General features: G+C 54.3%; 12 protein-coding genes and 1 tRNA gene. 6 read left to right on the forward strand and 7 right to left on the reverse strand.

Going from position 1 to position 14,061, the window contains the following annotated elements:
• Positions 1-71 precede the first annotated feature (71 nt).
• Positions 72-1,238 (forward strand): MFS transporter, encoded by a 1,167-nt coding sequence (locus OO25_RS17550; protein WP_040181559.1) that lies wholly within the window; start codon positions 72-74, stop codon positions 1,236-1,238.
• A gap of 606 nt (positions 1,239-1,844) precedes the next feature.
• Here the strand turns inward: OO25_RS17550 and OO25_RS17560 are convergent.
• Positions 1,845-2,324: an Lrp/AsnC family transcriptional regulator gene (locus OO25_RS17560; RefSeq protein ID WP_242407068.1), complete on the reverse strand. Its 480-nt coding sequence runs from the start codon at positions 2,322-2,324 to the stop codon at positions 1,845-1,847.
• A 96-nt stretch (positions 2,325-2,420) separates the two neighbouring features.
• Between OO25_RS17560 and OO25_RS17565 the strand changes: the two genes are divergently transcribed.
• The 3 genes from OO25_RS17565 (at position 2,421) to OO25_RS17575 (ending at position 4,885) form a co-directional block, all read left to right on the forward strand.
• Complete coding sequence (locus OO25_RS17565) at positions 2,421-3,041, forward strand: LysE family translocator (protein WP_040181562.1); 621 nt, start codon at positions 2,421-2,423, stop codon at positions 3,039-3,041.
• A 4-nt stretch (positions 3,042-3,045) separates the two neighbouring features.
• Complete coding sequence (locus OO25_RS17570) at positions 3,046-3,921, forward strand: DMT family transporter (protein WP_040181565.1); 876 nt, start codon at positions 3,046-3,048, stop codon at positions 3,919-3,921.
• A gap of 346 nt (positions 3,922-4,267) precedes the next feature.
• Entirely contained in the window at positions 4,268-4,885 is a 618-nt protein-coding gene (locus tag OO25_RS17575) for an exonuclease domain-containing protein (RefSeq protein ID WP_082035358.1), read from the forward strand.
• Positions 4,886-5,396: 511 nt separating this feature from the next.
• Here OO25_RS17575 and OO25_RS17580 read toward each other — a convergent pair.
• From OO25_RS17580 to OO25_RS17595, 4 genes are all read right to left on the reverse strand, one after another.
• Positions 5,397-6,386 carry a ferredoxin--NADP reductase gene (locus tag OO25_RS17580; protein ID WP_082035357.1) on the reverse strand — a complete coding sequence of 330 codons (990 nt, stop codon included), beginning with the start codon at positions 6,384-6,386 and terminating at the stop codon, positions 5,397-5,399.
• Between the two features lie 71 nt (positions 6,387-6,457).
• On the reverse strand, positions 6,458-7,612 hold the full coding sequence (locus tag OO25_RS17585) for an aromatic ring-hydroxylating dioxygenase subunit alpha (RefSeq protein ID WP_052465719.1): 1,155 nt from the start codon (positions 7,610-7,612) through the stop codon (positions 6,458-6,460).
• Between the two features lie 272 nt (positions 7,613-7,884).
• Positions 7,885-8,433 (reverse strand): TetR/AcrR family transcriptional regulator, encoded by a 549-nt coding sequence (locus OO25_RS17590; RefSeq protein WP_040181567.1) that lies wholly within the window; start codon positions 8,431-8,433, stop codon positions 7,885-7,887.
• A gap of 1,003 nt (positions 8,434-9,436) precedes the next feature.
• Positions 9,437-9,832 (reverse strand): RidA family protein, encoded by a 396-nt coding sequence (locus OO25_RS17595; protein WP_040181570.1) that lies wholly within the window; start codon positions 9,830-9,832, stop codon positions 9,437-9,439.
• An 85-nt stretch (positions 9,833-9,917) separates the two neighbouring features.
• On the opposite strand from OO25_RS17595, the gene OO25_RS17600 reads away from it, so the two are divergent.
• The gene (locus OO25_RS17600) at positions 9,918-10,637 is read left to right on the forward strand and encodes a YafY family protein (protein ID WP_040181573.1); all 720 of its coding nucleotides are present in this window, start codon (positions 9,918-9,920) and stop codon (positions 10,635-10,637) included.
• Between the two features lie 690 nt (positions 10,638-11,327).
• Here the strand turns inward: OO25_RS17600 and OO25_RS17605 are convergent.
• Positions 11,328-11,414: transfer RNA gene (locus tag OO25_RS17605), tRNA-Leu, on the reverse strand.
• 156 nt (positions 11,415-11,570) lie between these two features.
• On the reverse strand, positions 11,571-13,244 hold the full coding sequence (locus OO25_RS17610) for a peptidoglycan-binding domain-containing protein (RefSeq protein ID WP_040172240.1): 1,674 nt from the start codon (positions 13,242-13,244) through the stop codon (positions 11,571-11,573).
• Positions 13,245-13,367: 123 nt separating this feature from the next.
• Here OO25_RS17610 and lipB point away from each other — a divergent pair, with 123 nt between their 5' ends.
• On the forward strand, positions 13,368-14,039 hold the full coding sequence (gene lipB / locus OO25_RS17615; RefSeq protein WP_040172237.1) for a lipoyl(octanoyl) transferase LipB: 672 nt from the start codon (positions 13,368-13,370) through the stop codon (positions 14,037-14,039).
• The last annotated feature ends 22 nt before the right edge of the window (positions 14,040-14,061 follow it).

A 14,061-nucleotide genomic window follows, 5' to 3' on the forward strand; every position in this document is an offset into this window, starting at 1 on the left:
TACAATTGAAAAATTGTCATGTTCATTTCGTCATGGCATTTCGATCTCAAGTCAATCTGCGAGGTCCACCCATGTCCAAGGTGATCCCGGTTTCTATTCTCGCCCTTGGTCTGTTTGCGGTGACATTTGCCGTGAATCTTCAGGCCCCGCTCTACGATTCCTATGCGACGGAAAGTGAGGTGGGCGCGACAGCTGTAACGGTTGCATTTGCAGCCTATGTCGGGGGTCTTATGCCAACGCTCTTGCTGCTCGGCGGCCTATCAGACCGGATCGGGCGGCGGTTTCCGATTGCCTTGGCACTGATCCTTGGCACCGTTGCGACAGCGCTTCTCGTGCAAGCCCCAAGCTGGATCAGTCTGGTGATCGCACGTTTCATGCTCGGGATCGGCACCGGCCTCGCAACAACATCCGGAACCGCCTATATGACTGAAATCCTGGGCGCAGATCGCGCTAGGAACGCGGCTGTCATTGTGACCTCGGCTACGTCTCTTGGTTTTGGCGGCGGCGCTCTGGCAACCGGTATTAGTCTCGGCCTGCAAGGTCATACTCTCTTACCAGTCAGCTACATTGCGCTTTTCGTAGCGGCCCCGGTCCTGGCATTGATTGCCCTGACCCTGCCTCGTGTCGACAAGCCGAGGCCGGTTTCGATTGTGCGTCTGCCGGTGTTCCCTACGGGAACGTGGGTCTTCGGGGCCGCGATGGCCCTGGCATGGTCCACCACTGGCATGACCATCGCTGTCGTTCCACTGGAACTGGCTGAAAACAATCTCGGAGGATGGACCGGTCTCGTCATTTTTCTGGCTATCTTCGTAGGGTTCTTGTGCCAGCCGATCGCCCGGCGTATGTCCAACGCGCGCGCCCTCGCTATAGGTTTCATTCTGATCCCGCTTGGTTTTCTGGTTCTTCTTGCCGGTGTCTGGCTAAAGGTACTGGCATTTGTTCTTCTTGGCACCTGCATCACCAGCGCAGCGAGCTACGGTTTCACCTATCTCGCCTCATTGGCAGAGGTTTCCTTGCGTGCGCCAGATGATCGGGCGCGCGCAACGGCCGGGCTATTTATCTACGCCTACTTCGGCTTCTCACTTCCCGTAATCGCCAGCGGAGCACTTGCGGATATGCTCGGCCTTCAATCTGCGATGGTGGTATTTGCGATAGCGCAGGTCACTGTTACAGGGATCATCGTCCTGGTATGGAGCCAGCGTTCAGCCCCGTCAGAGGCTGCAATAAACGCCGGTTGAAAGCGCGATGGCGGACCAATTTACCGACATCGCCACTGACCCACAGCACTTTACCAGAAGAGATCACAACTTCAGGCGATCTTGCTCCGGAAACTCCCATGGGTCATCCAAGGTCACAAGACCATAGCGGTCTCCGTCATGCCCTGTTGCGGGGCTAAAAGTCGTTCGCTTTCTTAATAGGTGATGTTGGCACAAGAACAGTTTGCCTCAGTGCGCGCTGCATCTTCCTGAGCTGTCGTTCTTCCTGTTCCGGCGTCGGTTTCTCGAACACAGCCACGTCAAACCCGACACCCCGCGCGATACTGCGCAGAGTTTGAACCTTCGTGAATGCCACCCACTCTCTACTTTCTGAATTGTACGGACAGTTAACCCGGCCGCATCTGCCAGGTTCTCCTGCGTTGAACCAATCATCCTACGCAAGAACCGGCATTGGCAGGCCATATATGCGGTATCTCGTTCCATAGTTTCCATCAAAACACTCCATTTTGCTGATGGAAAGACAATCTCAAAAACAACCGCGCGCGTCCCCGAACACAACCCCGAACGCTGTATGAGCTGCCACTTAGACAAATATCCGAAACATGTCTGACCAACGCGCGTCTGAACTCAGAACGGTGGCGGCCGCATTCTGACGGGGCTCGACTTTACGATCGCCGTGTTCGTTGTTGCCATCCGCCCGAAGGTTTCAAGAAGTGGATCCAGTTCTCCAATGTCTTTCAGCAGTACGCGGGCCACAAACCCGTCCTCACCCGTAACCTTGTCGCATTGCACGATCCGATCCGTATTCTGAATCTGTTGCTCCAGCACATGGCGCTTTCCCGGTAACGGTCGAAACCGCACAACAGCATCAAGAGTATACCCCAAGGCAGCCGACGAAATATCAATCGAGAACACTTGCACAATACCCCTGTCCTGCAATCGCCGGACACGATCACGGATTGTTGGGGACGAGACCCCCACATCAGCGGCGAGGTCTTTCCAGCTAATCCGCGCATCACTCACCAAAGCTGTGAGAATGGCGCGATCAAGGTCATCTAGAGTATTTTCCATACCAATGCAAATACCCCAAAACCCCTCACTTTCCACGATTAAAATCAGCTAAGTACTTTTATTTCAGCAAGCACATCTCTGCATTCACGCTCTATTTTTGCATATCAACGACCTCAAAATGTGAGAGAGACAATGAACTGGGCACTTTGGGTTTCCTTTGCAACTATCTCGGCCGTGAACATCGTCACACCAGGTCCGGCGAACCTGAATACCGTGCGGCGCGCGATACAGTTGGGCATCTACCAGGTTGCGCCCACGATTCTTGGCAATGCTTTGGGCCTTGCCGTAGGTGGTGCTATCTGTGCAGCAGGCATAACGTCCTTTGTGATGGCGTCAGACTTGCTCTGGTCCTTTTTTCAGTGGGCGGGAGTAGCGTATCTGGCCTGGCTTGGCGCCAGACTATTGATTAGGACAGAAACCCTATCTCTACACTCTCTGACCGACGCAGCAGTTCCAGCTTGCACTCTATTTTTTGAGGCATTTCTACTGGCAGCCACCAATCCCAAAGCATTGCTATTTTATATGGCGCTGTTCCCTCAGATTCTGGAACCGGAGCGGGGAATGGCGTCACAAGCGAGTATTCTCATCCTGACCTATTGTGGCCTGTCCATCCTGTCGCTCACCACCTATTCGGCACTCGCACATGCTTTCAGGAGCCGGTTCATGACACAGGCGCGATATAACAGGTTCCGACAAGGCTCTGGCGTCCTTCTAATCGGGTTTGCGGCCAAACTGTTAATGAACATGCGATAGCGCAATGAAGCTTGTCTTACTTATCCTGCTCGGCTGTCTTTGGAGCGTGCGCCTCGCCGCCATGAAATCAGCCGGGCAATCGGGGCTTCCACCGCTTGTGGTTGCCCCAGTTTCGATCCTTGGAATAGCCTTTTTCTATTCGGCTGTAGCAACGGCATGCCGCAAATGGCCTCCACTTAGACCAGAGGCTGCAGGGTTCTACGTTCTCAGCGGATTCCTCGGATTTGTACTGCCATTTTCATTGGAGGTTTTTGTCGCACCAAAACTCCCCTTGTTCATCTTCGTCGTGATCATTTCCACAATGCCCATTTTCACAACCATCCTCGCCGTTCTTGCTGGTGTGGAATCCGTGAACTTGAAGGGGGTAGCCGCTGTATTGTTGGGCTTTGGTGCTGCGATTATGATCGTTTGGGACACAGCAGAATTGTCGACTGATCCAGTTTCCTGGGATTGGTTTCTGGCTGCCTTCGCAGTCCCCACCCTCTATGCTGTCAATACGGTATTTGTTGCATCTCGTTGGCCGAAACGGGTCGACGCGATAAGCGTGGCGCATGGGCAAGCACTTGTCGTTGCGATGGCCACATTGGCAGGAAGTATAATTTCCGGAAGTATCCTTGAGTGGCATCTTGTCACCGGCAACATTCCCGCTATCGGCTTGATCGGCGTTGGTGAAGGGCTTGCGCTACTGGTTTATCTGAATCTGACGCGAGACTATGGACCATCGCTGGTGTCCTTGGCAAACTTCATCTCACTCTTCTTTGCTGCGATAATCGGAGCCGTATTCTTCGACGATGGTCTCACCTGGCTTTCGGCTCTGGCGGGGGTTTTGCTTGTTACGGCACTGACCTTACGCAATCAGGAGAATCGAAGCGGAACCTGATCCGCTGCATTCAATCAGCCGACAGTCCCCGCATCACAATCATAGCGCCTGCAACTGTGCCGACGACGATAGGTTCAACGAGATAATGAAAAGACCGCCCGTGACGAAGCTGCTGAATTGGCTGAAAGCAGATATTAGCTAGCCCGTCGGCACGAATAACTGCCCAGCATCGCTGTAAAGCCGATATTCAAGCAGGGCGTAGCATCGGTCAAAGCGGGCCCCCTTTCGCTGCTCGCTACAGTCTGTATTAATGACTGCCATCGCGTGCTGCGTGGTCTGGAAAAGAAGCCCGGCGAGTTATTGGTGCGTCTTTGCATCAGTCTGCGAACGTATGAAAGTCGTTGTCATGGCCAATGCTGCATCTTTGTCTTTACCAACTTGTTTCAAACAGGCTGAACCACTGAGCGACAATCTGAGATTCATAGCTGTAGATGTCGAGACTGCCGGGTACGATATTGCGAGCATCTGTCAAATTGGCCTCGCTTGTGTTGGATTTGACAACTCAATCGCAACTTATAGTGCCTATATTGATCCCGGCACTCCCTTTGCTAAAGGCAATACGCGACTGCATGGGATTGATGCTTCAACTGTCAAAAGCGCCCCCAAATTTGCAGAAGTATTGCCAAGCCTACGTCCGGTTCTTGAGGCATACCCGCTTATTCAACACAGCCGATACGATGAGAAAGCCTTTGACGCGGCGTGTCGGCTTGCGGGATTTCAAGTGTTGAAGTCAACATGGTCAGACAGCGTTGCGATCGCTCGCCAAGCTTGGCCGGAATTACGCGGCCATGGTGGGCATGGTCTGGCCAATCTCAAAAAGGTGTTAGGGCTTCAATTCGAGCACCATGATGCTGAAGAGGATGCACGTGCTGCGGCTGAAGTTACATTGAAAGCAGAGGCATCAATGGGGCGAAAAATCAGGATGCTGAGTGGTTCACAGCAGTTGACCTTTGACTTTCAGTAATGCGGGAGGGCGACTTCACGGGTCGCAAGACAATAAAATAGGCATTAGCGTAAGCTAAAGGCTCCATTTTCAAAAAACCGCACTCAGGTTCAACCTACATGCTATGTGTATTTTCAAACACCAAAGAGTAATCCTTGAAGATGGGCTTTGGTTAAAAATTTGATTTACATAATATGAACAATTTTAAAATGGGAAAACTATGGATCATTTTACTTCTATGAGGTCAGCAATAGCGCAAATCTTCGGAGGCCAATTACCCTTCTGACACGAGTTGATGACCACCGGTCGCGCTACGGCCTGTGGTTTATTTTAAAACAATGACTTAAGTTAAAACTGCCGTTTGCCTACTGAAGCGACTGGTTCGCATGAACAAGGACCCGATGTTAAGCCAGTCTAATGGCCGTAGTTGCGCAACGCCTGACCGGCACCTTTGGGGCACCCGGCTCTAAAAGCGAGAGCCTTAACGATCGACGTGGTACAAAGAACAAGGGCATTTCTGCTATCCGACGGCCTATTTATAGGCGAGTGCAAGGGTTTCCGTCGTAGCCAGGGATTGGCAGGTTAGCACCTCGCCCCTTGCAATATCCCCGTCTTCAAGTGCCGCACGTGCACGCATATGGACCCTGCCTTGTGTGAGCTTGGCACAGCACGCACCGCAGACACCTGACTGACAAGAGAATGGCGGCTTGAGCCCCGCCCCCTTGATAGCATCGAGCAGTGTTTGCCCCTTTGAGATATTGACTTGGTGGACCAAGCCACCCAGGGTTACGCTTGCTTTTGCGGCTATGCCTATGGTGCTTGTGTCGTGATCATCAATACCGCCATAGCTTTCCATGTGAATGCGGCTGACAGGGACATCGAGCGACATAAGCGCCTCTCTCACTCCATTATTCATCTCCCCAGGGCCGCAGACATAATACTGTGTATCCTGCGCATAGGGTGGGTTCTCGGCGATCATTGCTTCAATGGCCGCTTTGTTCACAATGCCCTTGCGCCAATACTGAGCATTTGACCACCAGCCCGGCTTAGAAAAGACATGGTGAACGGACATACGCTCGGAATTTGCCTCCCAAAGGCGATTCAGCTCATCCTCGAGCAAAATGCTCTTTTCATTGCGATTGCCATATACCACATGCGCGAAGGAGCCAGGCTCTTCAGCCATAACCGAACTCAACATCGAATACAGTGGGGTAAAACCAGATCCAGCGCCAAAAAAATAATGCGTGCGCCGCGATGTTGCGCTGGGGTCGAGGTGAAATCTGCCGAAAGGAGGCATTACGTCGATAATGTCTCCTGCTGAAACGGTGTCGTTGATGTGATTACTGACCACGCCGCCCTTGACCCGTTTGACAGTGATCCGCAAAGGATCTCCGGTGAAAGGTGAGGAGGATATCGAATAGCTTCGACGTTGCTCCTGGCCATCCACCGTGACGCGCAACGAGAGATGTTGCCCGGGTCTCCAACCGAATACTCTACGCAGAGGCGATGGCACATCAAACATCACTGTTTAGGCCATACCATCAATCTCTTCGCGTGTCTCGAGAACGGTCAGCGGATGAAAACTGCGCGCAGTCATTTGTCTCTTCCCAACCATTCAAGGACGACTTTCTGATGTTCGACAATAGGGGTTTCACCAGTGGCAACAGGACCGGTCTCAAAATAGGGAGACTTCAGTGACTTTTGCTGTTGCTCACAGGCATAGACGTCCTCGCCGGTGAAGTCTCCCGCAACCATCGGGTCATCGTCGTTCATTGCGTCATGGCTCTCATATTTGCCGCTGAGCCCAAATTTCGTCCAGAAGTTCGATGATCTCATTGACTGCTTGGTGAACTCCCAGCCAGAACTGTTGGAGACACGCCCACGGTTGATAACGCGGGTCAGCTCAGGCTCCAGTGGTTCGATAATGAAGATGTTCCAGCCATCCTCCGAACCCGCAAGCCCGATACCGGGGAACAGCATCGGAACCCAAGCACCATTGGCACCTTCAGGAATGACACGAGGCGCAATCAGTTTGCTTTCCTGATTTTCCAGGAATTCTTCAACCGGTGGTTCCCAAAACATATAGTGCGGACCCTCCCAGTGATACTTGGCCGCCTTGTGATCATACATCTGTAGCGTGTTCGAATGCAGATGGCTCAAGTGATAGACATCAATGTAATTCTCAACGACGACCTTCCAGTTCGCTTTGATCTCGTAGCTACTCTTTAGCTCGCCATATTCAATCAGCTCTCCCGGCACGTGCGGGCCAATGTGCGGTTCAACCGGACCAAACCAGTCAGCAATGGAAGGCGCATTCGGATCAGGATGCACAAAGATCATCGACTTCCAGATGTCGACCTTGGCTGGTTTCAGTCCAAGGCAGGATTTATCGATCTGTCCGAATTCCTCCTTTTCTTCAGGGACTGAAATCAGGTTGCCTTCTAGATCGTAGGTCCAGTCGTGATAGGGGCAGGTAAGTGCCTTTTGTGTTTTACCTACAGCACGGATGAGTTGCGTACCGCGATGGCGGCAAATGTTGTGAAACGCCCGCAGGCGACGGTCACGCCCCATGACAATAAAGATGTTGTTCAACCCGGCTTGGACGGTGATGTATTGACCCGGCTTACTAACGTCTTCCAAGAACCCCGCGTAACGCCAGGTTTTTGAGAAGATGTCGCGCATTTCACGATGGAACCAATGCTGCGATGTATAGGCTTCTACGGGCAGCAGATGAAGCATGTTGGACATGTAGGCACCTCCTCAGGGCATGTGTCAGGATTGAACCGGAAAGAGATCAAGCGCAACGAGCATGAGTCCCAATACGATCCAGGCAATCTGGATCAACCAGAACAGCACGGGTTCCCCGTCCCGGTTCACATCCGAAAGTAAAAAGGCGCGGCCCGAATAGAAATTTTGAATTGTCCAATAGACGAACAATAGCCCTCATGGGGATTGGTAGCCCATGACCGTTGAGACCATCAGGATTACAAAGGTGATATAGTTCAGAAGGCGCATACGGGTCATGAATAGTCCTCTAACTCTCGGACCAGCTTCACAGCGAGACCGCGTGCGGTCTCAGACCAGGTCGCAGGCATCTCCAATGGGCGTAGTGACGACACGTTGTAGTAGAGCGCAATAACACCGTGGGCGCACGCGTCCACCGCGCCAGCCCCGGCCTGTGGATAAGCACCTCTAAGAGCGCCAGCCACGGCGGCCTCAAAATTAAGCACTGAGGCCCGACAAGCATCGCGCAATTCGACTTCCTCACTAGCTTTTGCCGTTAGCGCCGCAAGAGCAAGGACCATGTCCGGTGACGTTCCACAGGTATCGTCAAAAAGTAATTCGACCAATGCTGTGCCGGGATCGGCTTTTGGCAGTACCTCTACCAGCGCGTCGGTCTGACTATCGAAGCTGTCCAATACATAGGCCTGCAAGGCCAGGGTCATTTCGCTACGATTACCGAGATGGTAACGGACTAAGGGGCGAGTCAGACCAGCCTCGGTTGCGACTTGGGCGAGAGATGCGCCTTCTAGACCATAACGCGCCACGCAACGCACCAATGCCTGCATAACTTGCTCATAGCGCTCATCGCGGTTCGACGGACGGCCCATCACTAGGCGCCACCTGTCTCTACACTGGAAGGAAAGATCGCGCGCCCAGAGGGGTTAGCCGAATAAGTTTTGTCTGTACTCATCGCAGTTAATTTCCTGTCACTTTTGACAAGGTATGAAGCAATGAACTTAACTTGTCAATACTGACAAGTTAAGTCACGTAACGGCCATCCACACACCAATCCCTGCGCCCCATTACAGTGAGACGAAATCGATCCTCTTATAGTTGACTGGTTAACTGCCCCAAGTGGCTGCTTCCTAGGCGTCCGGGCTGTCGCAACACCTACTGCTGTGAAGCTGTCTTGTGGCCTAGGATCCAACGGATTTTCTAGTCACTTACGGAAGCCAAGAGGCCTGCGTACATAGCTCTACGGATGATCTGGTGACGATGGCCCTAGGTGGCAGACTTATCTTTTACCCTTGAACAGCTGCCAGAATTCGAGCGCAAATTGGCAGAAGAAGAGACAAGGTCGCCTCGCAAACAGCAAGAGGTAGGAGGTGGCCACGGATCTTCGGTAAGACACGTTCGTTGTACAACAAGGTTGTGAACAACAGAGAAATTGCATCGGCGAGATCTGGTATTCAGCTCCCTCATTCACGTGGAGAACACTTAAGATCGCTTGCGGTGTGGTCGGCAAACCGCATATCATCAACGGAACGTCGAGTGGCACTATTATTGCCAGGCATCAGCTTAGCTAGAACCGTCGCTGAATGTGCCACCCTCTCAACCAACAGGCGGCGTTCGACAGATCTTGGATCAGCTCGGGACTGACCGCCGACACCTCCACCACCCCGCTTAGTCGCTGGGTGGCCTTAGAACATTCAGCCGGCCTGACTCCTGACTTGGTGGCCTTCGCCAGCCGTAAACGTAGTGAACGCAGGCTCGCTCAAGCGCCCTCACTCACACTGCACGAGCGGGCCATTGAGGGGTTGACCCTAATGGCCCGTTGATATCCATCTCCTAGGCCGCTGCAGTTGCTTCGATTTCGAACAGCAGCCCTGGTATCGCCAGTCTGCTCACCCCTAGAAGCGTCATTGGCGGGGCATTTTGATGTATGCCAAAACGCATCCCCATGACATCAAAATTCGTCAGAGCCTCATCTACATCCGTCGCGTAGACGCCAAGACGGATGATATTACTGAGATCCATCCCCGCCTTCTCCAGCACCGCCTCAAGGTTGTCCAATGCCAAACCAATCTGGGCGCGCATGTCGTCGAGGTGCTGCGGATTGCCTTCGCCATCTACAGCCGTCTGGCCCGCACAGATGACTTGCCGTGTTACGCCTTCGACCACTTCAGCTTGGTTATAGCCCAACTTCAGGGACCAATCCCATGGGTTCACAGCTGTACGTTCCATCTTTCGAATCTCCTCTCATGTTGCTGGAAACTTTGTAGGCTAAAATGGTGCCAAAATTTGTCACCAATTGTGGTAGGGTCGCAGTATGAGATTTCGACTCAGACATGATGCCATCGTCCGCACCCTTCGACGCAACGGCGCTACAACCGTTGACGAACTTGCTGATGAAGTGGGAGCGTCACGCCGCACGGTGTTACGCGACATCAGCGTTCTGCGCGATGAAGGTTATGTCATTCAGTCCGATGTTGGGCGCGGCGGTGGCTTGAGGCTTGATCCGCAATCCATGCAAACCACCGCTCGACTTTCCGTTCCTGAAGTCTTTGCGCTCCTGATAAGCGTTTCCGCAATGCGTGCAGCAGGCAATTTGCCGTTCTCTGACTTAGCCGATGTCGGCCTCGCCAAAATCGAAAAGGCAGTGCCATCTGACAAGGTCAGAGATCTGCGCGCTTTTTTGGACTGCCTCCACATTGGTCAGCTGTCGCCGCTGCAGGATGTCTCGGACATTGGCAAAATGGATCCTGATCTCTTGGCAGCCTTCGAAACCGGGTTCCTTCAGCGACAGTCCCTGCGCTTCCACTATAGCGACGCGAAGGGCCGCAAGACCTTACGCGAGGTAGAGCCGCAGGCCATGCTCATCCTTCAGCCACTATGGTATCTGGTGGCTTGGGATCCGATGCGTGAGGATTTTCGGCACTTTCGCATGGACCGGATCAGCCATCCGGTTGCTGTAGAAGGCACGACTTTCCGTCGCCGCCGCGTACCATTTGAAGATGACATCTGCCCATTCAACAAGCTCACCCGCTGAGGATCTTCGAAACGGCTATCAGTACCAGCAGCGACATCCGTGTTTCTGATCGAGTGCCGTGCAGATGGCGAAGAACGGTTCTGTATTGACGAGCGCTGACGCTGCTTGCCAATAGCTATCAGGAGCCTCTGCCTCCCACGTTCGACAGAACGCTTCAAACTTTCGGTTCAGATTGCAATGGGTACTCCTCACCCCCCTCAAACCTTGGGCCACCCAAATCTTATTGAGGTGCTCGCACTGCGCAAACCGATCTTAAGGCCAGCCTGCACTCACTGATGAACTGAAGGCTGCTAAACATACTCGTCGGCTTGAGGAGCCGATGCCGCACCTAGAAGCGAACCGCACGGCGCAAATCGCTAAAGCCGAGCGCACAAACACCTGCCCTAGTGTCAGCCTGGCCGCCAGCTTGTCATAGTACAAAATTTCAGGTTCAGTACGAGCGGCCCAGTCTTTGGCCTCTTGCTTTGGCGGCCATACCTTTGACTTTCGGACACCATTGCGGGCAACCTCGGTCCGATATTCCGATTGCAGCTTACGAGTAGACCCCGTGCATAACGCGCCGTGCGGAAGATAGGCGTAAACGACTACACATTCCAGAACCTTACGGGCAGTCACGCAGTCCTTTGAAACCCGCAACTAACTTGTTTTGTAGGGATAATTATTCAAACGCGTTCGATCCGGCTTGAATGTTGGTGCGGTCGAGAAGACTCGAACTTCCACGGGTGTTACCCCACAGCGACCTCAACGCTGCGCGTCTACCAATTCCGCCACGACCGCACTGTCTTGACTTGGTGTAGCGGCGTATAGACGAGCATGGCGCAGTTGTGAAGATGCAAAATGATCATTTTGCAGGGTTTTCTATTGCCTCCAAAATGTAACGGGGGCGAATGTGTATCCCGCCCCCGACACGCGCGGTCCTAGCGCTAAAAAAACTCAGTCAGTTGAGAAGCTTGGCAGGGCAGCGGCAGCGCTGGAGGCCGGAACCGGCTGCGCCAGCCCACCGGTCAGCCCGGCTGACGCTGCCTTGATCAGCGCCAGACGTTCCGGCTGACCTGGAGCGAAAACAGGGTCGACCCCCGCCTCCAGGGCTGCAATGGCTGTCTGGTACCAGCCCTGTGCCTGTTCCGGTGATTTTGCCACACCGAAGCCCTGAGCCAGATGGTGACCGACCAACTCAGCGTAGGGACGTTGCCCGACACCCACCATGATCAAGGCCGCGCCGAGCGCCACCTCCATGTTGTCCCGGCGATACCCGGAGAATAGGCAGATACCCGCGGTATTGGAGAGCTGTTCGATCGACATATTCGACTGCAAGACGAATTTCTGCAGATCGGAGACCAGCGCGTCGCTGCCTGTGCTCCCCAGCTTGGCCAGATAGGGCTGCACCACCGGACCAAAGGCGTCGCATTGACTGTCGACTTGCGCCTGGCTCACGCCCTGCACCTTGGCAACGAGCGCTTCGCCGGAGTTGATCGCGTAAGAGCGTGTCAGGCAGAACTGCTCACCCAGCGCCAATTCGGGATCGCGCAGATTGGACACGGTCATGTAGCCGCCGTTGGAGCTGGTGAGCAGGCTGACTTTGCTGCAATGGCTGGTCAGCGAGGCCGTATTGGCCGCTGGTGCCGGTTGCTGGAACAGCTGAAGTGCCGCGAGACCACCACCGGCAGGAGCAGGAGCAGGAGCCACGGCTTGCGGTGCGGAGGCGAGCACCGTGCCGCCCACGCCACCACCTGGTGCAGGCGCAGGTGCTGGTGCAGGCGTCGGCGCCGCTGCTTGGACAGTGCCGGACCCTGGTTCATCACTCATCCGGCACACGCCCTGATGACAGGAGAAATTCGCGGTGGTGACCCCGCGCGCCATGAAGTCATTGCGCTGATACCCCTGCGGGGTTGAGGCGAACACCATGACAGAACAATGCGACGCCCCGCACCAGAAGGAACTGCCAGACACCGAAGTGTCGATCATATAGTCGTTCTTGCCGTCCCCATTCAGATCTGCCAACTGCATAAATCCGGATCGCTGCAGCAATTGCTCGGCGCTGGGATCAGCGCTGGCAGCGATTTCATCCACCGCCTCGCTAACCTCGAAGGGCAACCCCCCATAGCTGCCATAGCCGCCAGCGTTGGCACTGCGAGTGCCGGTGGCCTCATCTCGCCAGATGCGCAGAAGACCGCGCACACCATTCGGCCCCTGCATGGCCTTGATTACCTGCGGACCACCGATTTGCGCCCGACTGTAAGACGACACCAGAAAATCGCGTTCATATTGGGTCAACTGGCCCGTCGCAGGGAATCCCATATGTCCCTGATATTGGGCCACAGCGGCGCGGGATTTCCGCCCCATCACACCGTCAGGAGAGCCCGCCGGGAAGCCGAAATAATTGAGTGCAGTCTGCGTTTCACGGTTCTGCGCGCGCGCGGGCGAATAGGTGCGCTTACGTGTAACAGGTTGTTTGCGCGCTCGGTTTTTATGGGCCTCATTGACAATGACGCCACCAATGATGCTGCCGACCAGCGCCGCACCAAGATTATCCGCGACTGCGGGTGCTGCCCCTGAGGTTGCCAGAACTGATGCGACTAATGTGGTTTTAACTGATTTTGAGAACATATTACGCGCCCCCCTATTGATGAAAACATGCAATCAAGGTAGCGCACCACCCGCAGCGCAGGCCAGAAAATTCGGCGCACAGCCCTATACTGGTTACCAAAGTCGTAACAAAGGACACCTTCGATGGTTGAATGGATCACCACCTCAGGTCTGACCGGCTATGACGAAGCCGTCACCTTTATGGAAGACCGCGCCGCCGGGATCGCCGCTGGAACTCAGGAGGAATGCATCTGGCTGGTCGAGCACCCTCCGCTTTACACTGCAGGCACCTCAGCTCAGCCCGAAGATCTGACAGACCCTGATCGCTTTCCTGTCTATCCGAGCAAGCGCGGCGGGCAATATACCTATCACGGGCCGGGGCAGCGCGTGGTCTATGTCATGCTGGATGTCGCCAAGCGTGGCCGGGATGTGCGGTGCTTCGTGCGCCAGCTGGAACGCTGGGTGATCCTGGCGCTTGATCGCTTCAATGTGACCGGTCATATCCGCGATGGTCGGGTTGGTGTCTGGGTTGAACGTGATGACAAGCCGCTGCGGCCTAATGGTGAGAAGACCGAGGACAAAATCGCTGCTATCGGCATCCGCCTGCGCAAATGGGTCAGCTTCCACGGCATCTCGATCAACGTCGAACCGGATCTCAGCCATTTTGACGGTATTGTGCCCTGTGGCATCACAGAGTTTGGCGTTACCAGCCTGGTGGATCTGGGCCTGCCAGTGACCATGACCGACGTCGATGTTGCGCTGAAACAATGTTTCGATGTGGCATTCGCGACCACTGATACCTGCTCCAAGAGCTAAAGCAGCTTTCTGGGCCGCCAAG

It is taken from the genome of Phaeobacter sp. S60, assembly GCF_000826845.1.
Taxonomy (GTDB): Bacteria; Pseudomonadota; Alphaproteobacteria; order Rhodobacterales; family Rhodobacteraceae; genus Phaeobacter; species Phaeobacter piscinae.

Bases quoted from the DNA above. Each gene is read 5' to 3' on its own strand.
- OO25_RS17550 (WP_040181559.1), top strand. From the start codon at position 72: ATGTCCAAGGTGATCCCGGTTTCTATTCTCGCCCTTGGTCTGTTTGCG.
- OO25_RS17565 (WP_040181562.1), top strand. From the start codon at position 2,421: ATGAACTGGGCACTTTGGGTTTCCTTTGCAACTATCTCGGCCGTGAAC.
- OO25_RS17570 (WP_040181565.1), top strand. From the start codon at position 3,046: ATGAAGCTTGTCTTACTTATCCTGCTCGGCTGTCTTTGGAGCGTGCGC.
- OO25_RS17575 (WP_082035358.1), top strand. From the start codon at position 4,268: ATGGCCAATGCTGCATCTTTGTCTTTACCAACTTGTTTCAAACAGGCT.
- OO25_RS17580 (WP_082035357.1), bottom strand. From the start codon at position 6,386: ATGTTTGATGTGCCATCGCCTCTGCGTAGAGTATTCGGTTGGAGACCC.
- OO25_RS17585 (WP_052465719.1), bottom strand. From the start codon at position 7,612: ATGTCCAACATGCTTCATCTGCTGCCCGTAGAAGCCTATACATCGCAG.
- OO25_RS17590 (WP_040181567.1), bottom strand. From the start codon at position 8,433: ATGCAGGCATTGGTGCGTTGCGTGGCGCGTTATGGTCTAGAAGGCGCA.
- OO25_RS17595 (WP_040181570.1), bottom strand. From the start codon at position 9,832: ATGGAACGTACAGCTGTGAACCCATGGGATTGGTCCCTGAAGTTGGGC.
- OO25_RS17600 (WP_040181573.1), top strand. From the start codon at position 9,918: ATGAGATTTCGACTCAGACATGATGCCATCGTCCGCACCCTTCGACGC.
- OO25_RS17610 (WP_040172240.1), bottom strand. From the start codon at position 13,244: ATGTTCTCAAAATCAGTTAAAACCACATTAGTCGCATCAGTTCTGGCA.
- lipB (WP_040172237.1), top strand. From the start codon at position 13,368: ATGGTTGAATGGATCACCACCTCAGGTCTGACCGGCTATGACGAAGCC.